The organism is Aquimarina pacifica, from assembly GCF_000520955.1.
Taxonomy (GTDB): Bacteria; Bacteroidota; Bacteroidia; order Flavobacteriales; family Flavobacteriaceae; genus Aquimarina; species Aquimarina pacifica.
This window is the reverse complement of sequence record NZ_JACC01000003.1, coordinates 231,042-246,334: the sequence shown is the minus strand read 5'-3', so window position 1 is coordinate 246,334 and position 15,293 is coordinate 231,042. Positions and strand designations below refer to the sequence as shown.

The 15,293-nt window shown below is 32.4% G+C and carries 9 protein-coding genes; 7 read left to right on the top strand and 2 right to left on the bottom strand.

Features of this window, described 5'->3' with window-relative positions:
* Positions 1-11: 11 nt before the first annotated feature.
* The 7 genes from DZ60_RS0103345 (at position 12) to DZ60_RS25535 (ending at position 10,530) form a co-directional block, all read left to right on the top strand.
* A complete protein-coding gene (locus DZ60_RS0103345; RefSeq protein WP_025740480.1) occupies positions 12-1,793 on the top strand; it encodes a hypothetical protein in 1,782 nt (593 codons plus the stop codon).
* Positions 1,790-5,419, top strand: a complete 3,630-nt coding sequence (locus DZ60_RS0103340; RefSeq protein ID WP_025740479.1) for an nSTAND1 domain-containing NTPase — start codon at positions 1,790-1,792, stop codon at positions 5,417-5,419. The genes DZ60_RS0103345 and DZ60_RS0103340 overlap by 4 nt, the downstream gene beginning before the upstream one ends.
* A gap of 283 nt (positions 5,420-5,702) precedes the next feature.
* Positions 5,703-6,545: a YHYH protein gene (locus tag DZ60_RS0103335; RefSeq protein WP_051477557.1), complete on the top strand. Its 843-nt coding sequence runs from the start codon at positions 5,703-5,705 to the stop codon at positions 6,543-6,545.
* On the top strand, positions 6,545-7,117 hold the full coding sequence (locus tag DZ60_RS0103330; protein WP_025740476.1) for a toxin-antitoxin system YwqK family antitoxin: 573 nt from the start codon (positions 6,545-6,547) through the stop codon (positions 7,115-7,117). Before DZ60_RS0103335 ends, DZ60_RS0103330 begins: the two co-directional genes overlap by 1 nt.
* Positions 7,104-7,781, top strand: coding sequence for an SCO family protein (locus DZ60_RS0103325; RefSeq protein WP_034228507.1), 678 nt, complete (start codon positions 7,104-7,106; stop codon positions 7,779-7,781). The genes DZ60_RS0103330 and DZ60_RS0103325 overlap by 14 nt, the downstream gene beginning before the upstream one ends.
* Before the next feature lie 63 nt (positions 7,782-7,844).
* Positions 7,845-9,197, top strand: a complete 1,353-nt coding sequence (locus DZ60_RS0103320; protein WP_025740474.1) for a sulfatase-like hydrolase/transferase — start codon at positions 7,845-7,847, stop codon at positions 9,195-9,197.
* A gap of 52 nt (positions 9,198-9,249) precedes the next feature.
* A complete protein-coding gene (locus DZ60_RS25535; protein ID WP_025740472.1) occupies positions 9,250-10,530 on the top strand; it encodes an RICIN domain-containing protein in 1,281 nt (426 codons plus the stop codon).
* A 122-nt stretch (positions 10,531-10,652) separates the two neighbouring features.
* Here DZ60_RS25535 and DZ60_RS0103310 read toward each other — a convergent pair whose 3' ends face one another.
* Both DZ60_RS0103310 and glgB read right to left on the bottom strand, forming a co-directional pair.
* Complete coding sequence (locus tag DZ60_RS0103310) at positions 10,653-13,055, bottom strand: glycoside hydrolase family 31 protein (protein ID WP_025740470.1); 2,403 nt, start codon at positions 13,053-13,055, stop codon at positions 10,653-10,655.
* A 183-nt stretch (positions 13,056-13,238) separates the two neighbouring features.
* Entirely contained in the window at positions 13,239-15,149 is a 1,911-nt protein-coding gene (gene glgB, locus DZ60_RS0103305; protein WP_025740469.1) for a 1,4-alpha-glucan branching protein GlgB, read from the bottom strand.
* Between the last annotated feature and the right edge of the window lie 144 nt (positions 15,150-15,293).

The following is a 15,293-nucleotide window of genomic DNA, read 5'->3' as shown; positions in this document are numbered from 1 at the left end:
ATCAGAATACTATGAAGGAATATTTTGTCGGCATATTCGAAAATGATGAGCAATCACCACTAAGTTATCTAGACGATGAGCGAAAAGCTATTGATGTTTTATTATTAGAGCATAAAGAAATATTTACAAAAGAAATTATTCCTAACGAAGGTATTCAAGGGTTTGTAAGTAAGTTACAATTATTGACCAATGATATGACAATATTTCATTTTAGTGGTCATCACAATGATGTAACAAAGGCAATAAAATTAAACGACGAAATTTTTAATAACAAAGGTCTTATCAATATTCTTAATAATGCTCCTAAATTAAAAATGGTGTTTATTAATGGGTGCTCTACACAACAAATTATTGACGCTCTAGACAACGTGCCTATTGTAATTGGTACCACTACTCCGGTATATGATTATTCTGCTCAGGTATTATCTCAACAATTCTATCAACTATTACTTAATAATAAGGAAAACCTTACCAGCAGCTCAAAAATAGAAGATATTTTTAATCAAGCTAAAGGCTTTTTACAGGGATACCATAAAACTCCTGATGATAACCAAAGGGGTGCAATGGCACTTGATGATATCGATAAGAAGGTGAACAATTACCAAATAAAAATTAATTTAGAAGCAAAAGATTTTGAACAACGAGTTACCTATAATGCTGATCCAGATAATTTCCCATTAAAAAAACATTTTAAGGCAACACTCGATGAGATCGCTAAAGAAGAAAACTTAACCGAGAAAATATATAAATACTACCCGTATTTTTTATGTATTCATTTAGAGATTTTATCAGATTTTAATGATATTAATAATAGTATTTATCAAGAATTAAGTGAAGAACGCTATTGGGTAATCAGAAGTATGTTCAAAGAATTTCTCAACTTTCTTAAGTTTTCGGCCTATTCTATTATTTGGTCAATAGCCAAAAATAATGATGATTTTAAAGGACAACTAAGTGAAAAGCTAAAAGAAACACTAAGGGATAATCTAGAAATTGGTTGGGAATCAAATGTACAGTATAAAATATCAGAGGATCTTGCCTTTATGTACTCTAACATCCCTGATAAATATCTAGCGCATCATCCACTTTGGTTAGAATTAAAAAATTGTGTGATGAAAAATCATACGTTATTTACAGAAGTTTCGAATTTCTTTTCAAATTATATAGAGAATAATAATGGTAAACATGATTTTATAAAGGCAGAATTGTATCTTAAGATGTTTCTTAAAAACTTAAAATTCTTACGATCCCTTGGTATAGAATCTATTTATGACGTTTTCTATAATCAATTTCGTTATGACAATCAAAGATCCTATATAATCAATAGATCTTATTATCCTGTTAATAAAAGACCTACTGCATTAGATGATAAAAAAAGTGAAATATTTGAGGTACAAGATGGTGGATCTTCAATAGACATTGATATACACTCTGTATATATTTGCAGTACCGAAAACACCAATGGGACTCCTACGCGAGCCTTAAATCTATCCCCTTTTTATCTCGATGTTAATTCTGCATCAGTGGCTAAGGATAAAATAAAATTATACTACCTAGACCGATATTCTGAAGCGACAGACAAATTAATTTATAGAGAGGTAATTAATGCAAAAGAAGATAAAAATAGCACTACAAAAAGAAGAAAATTTGCAGAAGAAATAGAAGTTCCATTAGATGATGATATGATTTTGGCGCTATATAAAGATGGCAAAAATGATATCATAGAAATAGAGGAAAAGAAAAAAATACGTGACCATTTTGGTTATATAAAGGAGTTAATTTCTAATGCATGATTGATATCGATACAAAAATAGGATCCCCTTTTAAATTCCTTAATTCGTATAGAAAAAACGACATTGATAGTTATTTCGGAAGAGATAAGGAAAGTTGTGATCTTTTTGAACTATATAAAGACTCCTCTATAATGATATTACACGGTCCTTCGGGATCCGGAAAGACCAGTCTTATTTTTTGTGGATTGCTAAATAAAATAAAGCGTGATAAAAAAGTAATTAGTATTCGAAGAAATAATAATCTTATTGATTCAATAAAAAAAGAAATTTTTGATGATTTAGATGATCAAACCTTATCCGATGTCTCCCCCTCTCAACTGTTAGATAGTTTCTTCTCTTCACACTCAAACCTAAACAAACTTCTAACCTCTATAAGCCATACAGAACAAATGATGCTTGATGTTGAAGAAGAAATAATAAGACTTAAAAGAAAGCGAAGAAATACATCAGAACAGAACGAAAATAATGAATCGATTATTACTAAATACAAGGAACGTTTAAAACAGTTTATAGAGGAAAGAAAAGAGTTGCTAAAAAAAATAAAACAAGAAAATGAAGCTATTCGTAATCAGTCAGAAAAAATGAATGCTCTTTTTCTGGCTAATAGAGAAACTAATTCTTCAACACTTTTTAATCCTTTAATTATTTTTGATCAATTCGAAGAGCTTTTTGTATACGGCACAAAGAAAGAAATAAACAATTTTGGATTATTCTTAAAACTCATTTTTGAATACAAAATACCATTCAATATTATCATATCTCTTCGAGAGGAGTATTTTGGTCATCTCGATCAATTACAGTCATATGTGCCACAGATTTTCTATAAGAAACTACGTTTGGCACACCCAAATAAAGAAACTGTAAAGAATATCATAGAAAAATCTTTTCAAGAATTTAATATCAATCAGTTTATTGACAATACACAAGAACCCATATCAAAAGAAGAAAAACAAAAAAGAATAGCACTAATTATTGATCAAATTAAAATAAGTGATTCTGGGGCATCTAGTTATCATTTGCCTTTTTTACAGGTATACTTAGATAGACTGTATAAAATTGATTATCAAAGAACATATAGAGGAAATAATCAAAATGATATTGAATATCTTCCATTAGAATTTGGAGAAGAGGAAATCAAAGAATTCGGATCGATAGAAAATGTACTCGAAAATTATATTAGAGAGGTAAATAACAAAATCATACGAAATACCCGAAATAAACTTAATAATCGAATACAACATAAAGACAGTGTAATTAAGTTTTTGAGGCATTTTAAAACCAAAGATGATTTAAAAAAAAGAATATCGATACGAACAGAAAATGATGCAAATTATGTAATCAATGATCAAACAATAGCAAATAAAATTCAAATTGATCTATGGGGAAATACAGACGACTCATACAATACTACAATTTCTGAAATAATCGAAGCATTAAAAAACAAAGGGATACTCACCGTTAGTACAGATCATAATTTAGTGATAGATTATGTCGAACTCAGTCATGATATTATTGCCAAAGTTATCAATAGAATGAGAACCGAAGATGATTTTAAGTCTCTAATAAAAAGAGATTTTGAGTCTTCTTTTGATATTTATGAAGATACTCAGGATACAGGAGATTTTTTATCCAAACAACAAATTGATAGAATGAACCAATATCGGAGCTACATTCTGCATGATGACGATAAAGAGACTTTTGATCGCAAAAATCTTTTTTTTGAAGCTAGTCTCGAAGAAAGCTTTAAAGAAGAAAAAGAAAAGAAAAAGCAACAAAGGATGTTTAAACGATTTGTTTATTATCCCATTATAATAACCATATTATTAGTTCTATCAGGGTTTTTATATAAATCTAATGATGATCTAAAAAAATCAAAAATAAAGCTAGAAAACAAGGCAAAAGAAGATGGTTTAGCTATAAAAATACATAAAAACATGAGCTATGCCTTACGAGATTATAACGTTGATAAAACAAGTTCTATTAATTACATTTTACAATGCGAAAAGATTTTGCAGGAGAATACGCTGTTACCAGATTCTGTATTCAATATAATTTCAAACTTTAAAAATGATCTCTATAAAGAATATCGTAAGACTCCATTTTATCATAGTAGTGTTTATTTGGGTGATGACGCGATAATAGAATCAACAAAAACGCGCCGATCAGATGATGTTTTGTATGTATTTGTACTTTTAAAAAACAAAAAACTGACTTTAAAATCATTACCATACAAAGAAAAAGATGCCAAAAGTGTAAATATTTTCACAAAAAACAATGTTGTCGATTTTGAGCCTTTTACTATAAATAATAAACTTAGAACATTAGTTGCAGAAAGTGTTCCTGGTAGTACTGATATTAGATTGAGTCTTCTTGATATGAAAGGAAAATCAATACAAATCAATAATCAACAAAATCATATTTTATTAAAAGGAAATCAAGCAACCAATACTAACAATAGAATCCCTAATATTTATATCGAACATCAGCAAGAACATTCCTTTATTATAGGGTTCAATTCACTATTGTATAAGGTGCATTTAAATTTGAACAACCAAACACATACCATAAAAACAATTAAAAAATTGACAGGAAAAGTTAGAAAAATAAAAACATTTCTTCATGACAAAGAACGTTTTCTTGTATTATATGGAAAAAACAAACTGTATGCACATACTTCTATTATACATCGCAGTATTCTAGAAAATCAAATTGATATGCAGGACTCAATACATACATTCAAAATAAAGAATAAGGATACTGTTTTACTCGGACTCAAAGGAAGAATCCGGGTGTTACCACTTAAAAATCCAGAGAAAGCACAAGATAATCTCGTGCATGATGAAAAAATCAACACAATTGATATAAGCCAAGGAAAAATGCTCATTGGCAGTAGTGATAACGGAGCAAACTTATATAGTCCCCAAAATATGCTTCTAAAACAATTTATTGGCCATACCAAGCCTATCAAAAACGTTTCTTTTGTAAAAGGAAACCCAAATTTTATTATAACTAGTAGTGAGGACCAAACCATAAAATTATGGAACATTACCCCCGTAGAAGTTTCCTACGGTATTGATACCATAAGAAGACCAAAAAATAAGATACAATATGAAAAGCTAGACACCATTGAAAAATTAGTAGTGTATCCTTACAATAAGAATAAAAGAGTTCAGAGATATACCCTTTGTAGTAAAGATGTTCTTAAAAGACATACTGATTCTATTAAAGATATAGATTTCTCTACAAAAGGAGAATTTATGATAACCGGTAGTTTAGATAATACTGCTATAATATCTAGACGCAATCAAAAATCAAATTGTTATGAGTTTATGCAGGCGCTAACTTCACATACAAGTGATGTTCAAGATGTCGAATTTTTTGGTGATAGTCTTGTACTTACCGCAAGTAGTGATCATACCGTTCAGATATATAGAAGAATTGAAGATCATTTTAGTATTGTTCCCAGCCTAATCAGGCATGATTATGGACTCAAATCTGCAACCTTCTCTCCCACTAGTGACTATATTACCTCTATAGATAGCGAAGGAAATTTGAAAGAATGGAATTTTAGAAATTTTGATAATGAAATAGAAAGAAGAACGATTCACCTCAAAATTGAGAACTAGTACTTTGGTTTTATTACATTATTTTGAGCCTCTTTAATTGTATTTTATCATAAAAAAATCCACAATTCCTGATATTTCCCTAAACTTAATGTAAGATTTTTAAACCTTTTCTATTCTTACAAGTCTAAAATCATGTAGCACGCATGTGCTAGGTAATATTTGCTACACTCAATAAGTGGTGAATGTATGATTTTAAGCACCTTATTCATTATGAGTCATCACTAAAAAATGCTTAAAGTCTAGTGAAAAACTATGTTAACCCTAAAAACTGATGCCAAAAAACATGAAAAATTGTAACCCCAAACCTAGAAATCTATTTATAAAAAGTTTAAGCATTTCTTTATTTTCATTTCTAATTTTGTCGAGTGCATACTCCTGTTCCTCAGATAGTAGTTCTGATGATATTGAAATAGATGAAGATAGTGGATCTGATGACGGAGATACAGGAAGTACAGGAGATACTGGAGATACAGAAATTAACATCACTTCTATTCTTTCAAAATTTGACGGAACAGGCCTTTCTTATGAGATTAGTGGAGATAATGTAATATTTACTTCTTCTGATTTACCTAATCACACAAGCCCATATTGGCCAGAAGATAATGATTTACATAGTGATTATACTGGTGTAAACCCAGATTGGAGACAAAACCCTAATGAGATCGCAGAACAAAATATAGTTTTTACCATACCGTTATCTCCTGCCGAAGCCACTGATCATGAATCAACTCCATTAGGAGCAATGGGAATTGCCAGAAACGGAATCCCATTTTTTAATCAATATGCAGGACCCGATCAACCATTAACAGATGAGATTAATAGCTTTGATCAATGGTTAGGTCATCCTACAGGAACGAGTATATACCACTATCATATAGAACCTACATATTTGACTCAAGAATATGGTGAAGACGCATTTTTAGGATTACTATCCGATGGATTTCCGGTATATGGTCCCGTAGAAAATGGAGAAGAGATCACAAATGATGATCTAGATGAATATCATGGACACGTATCAGCGACTGCTGATTTTCCCAATGGCATTTACCACTACCACATAACAAGTAATGATCCCTATATTAATGGTAATGGATATTTCGGAACCCCAGGAAACACAACATTCTAATGCGCTTCTTATCTTTTTATAATTGGATTATTTTATTCTTCGTTTTCGGATCTTGTACAAATGAGGTTCAAAAACAAAGAATAGATTTTTCGAATCCAGATCTGAAGTTAGAAAATGGCGTACTTATGTACAAAACCAAGCCTTTTGAAGGAAACATAATTAGAAAATTTGATACAGGAGCCTTGCGATCAGATATTGAATATACGCAAGGAAGGAAAAATGGATATGAAAAACAGTGGTACACCGATGGCTCATTAGCAATTGAAAGGTTTTATACGAAAGGAATAAAAACGGGTATTCATAAAGGGTGGTGGAAAAATTCTAACCCAAAATTTGTATACCCATTCAACTCTGAAGGTGCCTATGATGGCAAACTAAGTGAATGGTATAGTAATGGCCAACCTTACCGTGTATTTAACTATAGTAATGGAAATGAAGCTGGGCCTCAAAAATTATGGAAAAAAGACGGAAGGATAAAAGCGAATTATGAAGTTCGAAATGGTGAACGATTTGGTTTAATAGGTTTAAAAAAATGTTATACCGTAACTACAAATAGCAATGAAATTAATTAAAATAAAAATATCTATTATAACCATATTCTTAGTATTTCTATCCTCTTGTAAAGAGAATAACAAAACTAATGAGGAAACTGATGTTGTAAAGAGCACTAAAAGCAAAGAAATTCTTGAACTACCCTATTTTAATTCTTCTGATTTTACCCCCGAATGGGGAAATCCAGTACATAAAATTCCTGATTTTTCATTTATAAATCAGAAAGGGAAAGTCGTTACAAATGATACGTATAATGGGAAAATTTATGTTGCTGATTTCTTTTTTACAAGCTGCCCTGGGATTTGTCCTAAATTGACTAAAAGTATGATAAGCATACAGGAGACTTATAAAAATGATCCAGAAATTATGATGTTATCTCATTCTGTAATGCCTTGGTTTGATACTGTAAAGGTTTTAAATGATTATGCAAAAAGAAATGGAGTCTTAAGTAGTAAATGGAATCTTGTAACCGGAGATCAAAAAGAACTATATGCAATTGCTAGAAACGGATATTTTGCAGACGAAGATTTTATCAAAACCAAAGAAGAAAGTGATTTTATCCATACTGAAAATTTTGTTCTTGTTGATAAAAAAGGATACATCAGAGGAGTATATAATGGAACTATAGAAATAGATGTTAAGCGTTTAAAGCGTCATATAGAAATACTTAGAAAAGAAACTTAACCAAATTTTTAAGAACCTTCAATACAAAACTGAGGCATTTAATCAAATTAAAAAAAAGAAATCATGTCTAAATTATTAATGCAGTGTACGGTGTGTGTTTTCATGTTTTTGTTAATACACGCATGTAGCTCATCGGATCAAGAAATAAATACAGATAATGACACAGAGACAGAAACAGATCCCGAACCTGATCCAGATATAAATGCTTCACCGAATGTAATGCTGATTATTGCTGACGATATGGGACTTGATGCCAGCCCGGGATATGGTATAGGAAATATAAAACCTAACATGCCTAATCTTCAAAACATGATTAATTCTGGTGTTATATTTAATAATGTATGGTCTAACCCAACATGTACGCCCACAAGGGCCGGTATTATTACTGGCAAATACGGGTTTAGAACCGGTGTAACCAAAGTGGGTGATCAGCTTTCGACCACAGAAACCTCCTTACAACAATATATTGATAACAATGTGGCATCGCCTTATAATCACGCGGTAATTGGTAAATGGCATATCTCAAATGAGCCTACCCACCCCAATACAATGGGAGTTGATTATTATGCAGGGCTATTGACAGGTAGCCTATCTTCATATTATGACTGGAATATAACCATTAATGGAGCTACAGAGACATCTACAGAATATAACACAACACAACTTACAGATTTGGCCATTGATTGGGTTAATAATCAATCTACTCCCTGGTTTTTATGGTTGTCCTACAATGCTGCACATACACCTTTTCATTTACCTCCTGATGAGTTGCATTCACAAGGAACTTTATCAAACGACGATGCCAGTATCGATGCCAATCCAATTCCCTACTATATGGCAATGCTAGAAGCCATGGATTCTGAATTCGGAAGGTTATTAGATACTATGAGTGACACTGAAAAAGAAAATACTGTTTTCATTTTTGTAGGAGATAATGGTACTCCCAGAAAAGTAGTTCAAGAATATATAGGTAGTAAAGGAAAAGGAACCGTTTATCAAGGTGGTATTAATGTGCCTATGATTATTTCTGGAAAGAATGTTTTACGAAAAGGATCTACTGAAGAAGCATTAATTAATACCACCGATTTATTCGCAACTATTGCAGATATAGTAGGAATAAATAGTGTAGAAATTAATGATAGTAAAAGTTTCAAAAATCTACTAAGTACAACAGATGATACTATAAAAAGGGAATTTGTATTTACAGAGATAGGAAACGATGACGGAGGAGCTGATTATGCAATAAGAAATACGACACATAAATACATTTTGTTTGACGATGATACTGAAGCATTATATAATTTATCAGAAGATCCCTTTGAAGAGTTAAATCTTATGGATCAAATACCTATAAGTGATCTAGATGCTACAATGCTTGAGGAACTAACTACTGAACTTTCAACTATCCAAAATTAAAATTTATAGAACTGCGCATAGAAAAACAACAAACTCTTAACACCTAACAATCATGATTATCTCAAAAACCAATGTACCAACATTAAAAAAAATAAGAAAAACTATTAAGTCAGCCACAGTATTGGGAACTATAGTAATGATGTTAAGTTGCTCTAATGAAGATTTTAATCAGAGTAGTATATCCGAAAACAGTAATGGTATATCTATAAAAGCATCTCTGGTGAGTGGTCATATTTATACAATAAAAAGTGTACATAGTAACAAATACCTAGATATCGCCGAAAATGGTTTAAATAACGGAGTAAATATTATTCAATCATCATATTCTGGTACACCAGACCAACAATGGGAGTTAATTTCTGCAGACAATGAACAATATGAATTAAGAAATGTTTTGAGCGAAAAATATCTAAGTGTGCAAAGAAGAAGCATTTTAAATGGCGGTAATATTCAACAACAAGATCATAGAAACAGTACGCACCAAAAATGGCAATTGTATCAAGTTAGCTCTGATCAATATAATATTATTAATGTAAGAAGTAATAAGGCACTAGATGTAGAAGACTGGAATACTATAGATGGTGGTAATATTCAGCAATGGTCCTATGCCGGCACTAATAATCAAAAATGGATCTTTTCTTTGGTTGATGATGACGATGAAATTGAAGAACCTGAAGAAGGATATGACATCAGGACTATTCTATCTAAATTTGATGGAACAGGGCTTTCGTATGAAATAAGTGGCGATAATGTAATATTTACTTCTTCAGATTTACCAAATCACACAAGTCCATACTGGCCTAGTAGTAATCCGTTACATAGCGATTATACAGGAACAAATCCAAATTGGAGAATGAATCCTAATGAGATTGCAGAACAAAATATTGTTTTAACTATACCGTTGTACCCCGCTGAGGCCACTAATCATGAAGCCACACCACTAGGAGCTATGGGAATTGCCAGAAATGGAATTGTATTTTTTAATCAATATGCAGGGCCAGATCAACCCTTGACCAATGAGATTGATAGTTTTGATCAATGGTTAGGGCACCCAACAGGCACTGATATATATCACTATCATATTGAGCCGACCTATTTGACTCAACAATATGGAACAGATGCATTCTTAGGGTTATTATCTGATGGTTTTCCTGTATATGGGCCAGTAGAAAATGGAGAAGAAATTACCAATGAAGATTTAGATGAATACCATGGTCATATATCAGTAACGGCAGATTTTCCTAACGGCATTTATCACTATCACATTACGAGTAATGATCCCTACATTAATGGAAATGGATTTTTTGGGACCCCAGGAAATACAACCTTTTAATAATATACAATTGCCAAGATGGTGGTCATTCATATATTCTAAAAACAAAATTTCCCTTTATTCAATAATGAATAAAGGGAAATTTTTATTTTGAAAAAGTATCTGTTAGTATGGGACCAAAATCAGGCAACAATATGAAGCTCTGCAAAATTTTTGGGAACCGTTACTATATTTTTTTTCGGGTCTAATTTAACACTGTCAGATGATACAACAACATTATCAATTTCGATTTTACTAATTTTGAATGGCAACCCAATTAATTCTAATTGTATGGTTTCATACTCATTCTCGAAGCTTCCATCCTTATGTTGCTGAATAATAATCTCTTTTTCTTTCCCTGTAAAAGATAAACTCCTTAGACTAAACCTTCCTTTTGTATAATCATATCCATCCTGTGCATCTTCATATACCTTGGACACTTCTTTTTCTCCAAGCTTATAATAAACCTCTAAAGTGAGTACTTCAATTTTCTTTTCGCCTACATATTGTTGAACTGGATATTTTGGGATTATCGCTCCTTCTTTTACAAATAAAGGTATGGTATCAAGATCAGCATCTACCCATTTTTCTAATCCTCCTTTTACATATTCGCGAGTCCAATAGTTATACCAGGATCCTTTTGGGATATACATTCTTCTACCTTTTGCATTGGGTTCTTGCACAGGACATACTAATATTTGATTTCCAAAAATAAACTCATCAGTTCTGTAATGTGTTTGTAAATCTTCTTGATCATACAATACTAAAGACTTTAGCATAGGTATTCCCGCAGTTGCATACTCCCAGAACATTGTATATAAATAAGGAAGCAATTGATATCTCAATTCTACATATTTTCTTGTCACATCAATTACTTCTTCACCAAATGTCCATGGTTCTTGATTACCATGATCACCAGAAGAGTGTGTACGGCAGAATGGATGAAATACTCCTAATTGAATCCACCTCGCATAGAGTTCTCCTGTTGGATGCTCTGCAAAACCACCGATATCGCTCCCCGTAAATGACATACCACTCATACTCATTCTTTGGGCTTGTATATTTGCTATCCACAGATGCTCCCAAGTAGCAATGTTATCACCGGTCCAAGAAGATGTAAATCTTTGAGCCCCAGAATAAGCCGATCTTGTAATGATAAACGGACGTTTTGGATATGCAAATCTCTTTACACCCTCATAGGTTGCACGTGCCATCTGAGTACCGTATATATTATGTGCTTTTCTATGACTACAGTAATTGCCATCATAACTATGTCTAACATCGTTCGGAAATGTTTTACCTGGCACCTCCATAACGGCAGGTTCATTCATATCATTCCAAACTCCCTTTACTCCTATTTCATCAATAATCTCTTTGAATAATCCAGCCCACCACTCTCGAACATCTGGATTTGTAAAATCAGGAAAAAAACATTCTCCAGGCCAAACTTTTCCTCTCATGTAAGGACCATCAGCACGTTTACAGAAATAATCATTTTTGATAGCTTCCTGATAAACAAAATATTCTTCATCAATTTTGATTCCTGGATCAATAATAACAATCGTTTTAAAACCATCATCCGCAAGTTCTTGAACCATACGCTTAGGATCTGGAAAGTATTCTTTATTCCATGTAAAGCATCTGAAGCCTTCCATATAATCAATATCAAGGTAAATTGCGTCACAAGGAATCTGAAGTTCTCTAAATTTACTCGTAACCTCTTTCACCTTGTTTTCTGGATAGTAACTCCATTTACATTGATGATATCCTAATGCCCATAATGGCGGGAGCTCTGGTTTTCCTGTAAGGTCTGTGTATCTAACAACAACATCTTGCATATCAGGACCATAAATGAAGTAGTAGTTCATTTCTCCTCCCTGTGCCCAAAAACTAGTTACATTTCTACGTTCGTGACAAAAGTCAAAAAATGTTCTAAATGTATTGTCGAAAAAGATACCATAAGATTTTTCTTCGTACATCGCGATATAGAAAGGAACACTTTTATATAAAGGATCCTGATCTTTTCCAAAAGCATATTGATCTGTAGCCCAGTTCTCTACTCTTTTCCCTTTTAGGTTAAGGTGCATAGGCTTATCACCAAGACCATAGTAACACTCACCTTGGGGAGCAGCTTTACTCATTTTTACAATATTACCTCCAAATTCATAGCTTTGTTCCCAATGAAACCCCCAATCATCTTTACAGATTATATTTCCTTTCTTATCACTAATACTAACATGAATATTGGCCTTAGAGATTATTATGCGGATTTTTGCAGTAATTATAATATATTCATCATCATGTTCTTCTACTTCTAACATACTATATCCCCGAACACCATTTTCACTTATGGCATAAGAAAAATCATTTTCGAAATTACTATCAGTTGCATATCTAAAACGAATAACGCTTCCTCTTAGAATAGTAACCTGAAGTATGACACCATTTTCGGTAGTAAAATTTATCTTATCAACATTTTGTGAGAAAGAAACAATTTTACCGGGAAACATATTCCCTTTATGTTCTAATTCTGTATTGGTTATCATATAGCTTTCTTTTTCGTTATGTTTTGTTATATAAAAAAACGATTTCTAAATCAATTATTAAATCATTTGTCCAACTATTTACAGATAAAAGTCAACGAAAACGATTGAAGTTAAATCTATTAACAATTGTTTGACATTGTATTTTTTTTATTTTGATATTTATGAAAAATAAAGGTCAAAGATCTATGGTGTTATTTTAAATACGACGGTTCCTAGTGGTGGTATCGTAATTTTTGTTGATTGTTGGCGATAATTCCAATCTACTTTTTCTATAGCAATTGCATCAGGGTTTGTAATATTACTACCTCCGTACTTTTGGGCATCACTATTAAATATTTCGACCAGCTTTCCTTCTTTTGGTACACCTATCTGATAGTCAGTTCTTGGTATGGGTGTAAAATTGCATACTATGATCAAGACGTCTTCTTTATTATTTCCTTTTCTGATGTAAGAAACAACTGAATTCTCATGGTCATCATGTGTAATCCATTCAAAACCAGATGCACTAAATTGCTGTTCGTAGAGCGCTGTATTCTTTTTGTACAGAATATTTAAATCTGTAATTAGGTTCTTTATTCCTTTATGATAATCATACTGTAATAAGTGCCAATCTAAACTCTTTTGAAAATCCCATTCATCGTGTTGTCCAAACTCAGATCCCATAAACAATAGATTTCCACCCGGATGAGTGAACATATAGCTATATAATAGCCTAAGGTTAGCAAATTTTTGCCATTCATCACCAGGCATTCTTCCTAGAATACTAGACTTACCATACACTACTTCATCATGTGATAGTGGTAACATAAAATTTTCTGTAAAAGCATAAGTCATGCTAAAGGTGAGATCATTTTGATGATGCTTACGATAAATAGATTCTTTTTTGAAGTATTCTAGTGTATCGTGCATCCAACCCATCATCCATTTCATACCAAATCCTAAGCCACCGAGATACGTAGGTTTAGAGACCATAGGAAATGATGTCGACTCTTCTGCTATAGTCTGCACATCAGGAAAGCTTTGATAGACCTCATGATTTAATTCTTTTAAAAAGGTAATTGCCTCAAGGTTTTCTCGTCCCCCATATATATTTGGTTCCCACTCCCCTTCTTCTCTAGAGTAATCAAGAAAAAGCATTGATGCTACGGCATCTACTCGCAATCCATCAATATGATATTGATCTAACCAGAAAATGGCATTGCTTATAAGAAAACTTTTAACTTCATTACGTCCATAATTAAAAATCAAGCTTTTCCAATCTGGATGATATCCTTTTCTTTTGTCTGGATGTTCATATAATGAGGTTCCGTCAAAAAGCCCTAAGCCATGCGCATCCTCAGGAAAATGTGAAGGTACCCAGTCTAGAATAATTCCTATATCATTTTGGTGTAGAGTATCTACTAACAACTGAAATTCTTCTGGATAACCAAATCGTGCTGTTGGTGCAAAATAACCAGTTAATTGATATCCCCATGATGGATCATATGGGTAATCCATTATTGGCATTAGCTCTACATGCGTAAATTCCATTTCTTTAACATAAGAAACCAATTCCTCGGATAGTTCTGTATAAGATAAAGACCTATTTTCATCTACTCTTTTTTTCCAGGATCCCAAATGTACTTCGTAGACAGAATATGGCGCATCTAGAGCATTGTTCTTTTTGCGATTTGTCATCCACTCTTTATCATTCCATTGATATGTACTATCCCACACAACAGAAGCTGTCTGAGGAGGATGTTCTGATCGTCTAGCGTATGGGTCTGCTTTTTCGGTAACAATGTTATTATGGTGTGAATGGATTTTGTACTTGTATAGATTTCCTTTTCCTACTTCAGGAATAAAACCTTCCCATATACCTGATTCGTCCCAGCGCACATTGAGTTCATATTCGCCTTCTGTCCAAAAATTAAAATCTCCGACCACAGAAACAGATTTTGCAGATGGCGCCCAAACAGCAAAATAAGTTCCTTTTATACCATCAACGGTTGTTATATGCGACCCAAACTTTTCATATAAGCGATAATGCTTACCACTCTTGAAAAGATTAATATCGAATTCTGAAAATAAACTGTGTACAATAACGTCACTCATATTTTAGCTTTAGCTAGTTACAATTATCGAAATTCTTTTTTGCGACACCACCAATGCTAACATGAATTTCTTATAGATCAAACGAACGATTTTCTTTATTCCGTTGATTTATAATGATTAATTTTAAAAGTTTCTATTAGGATA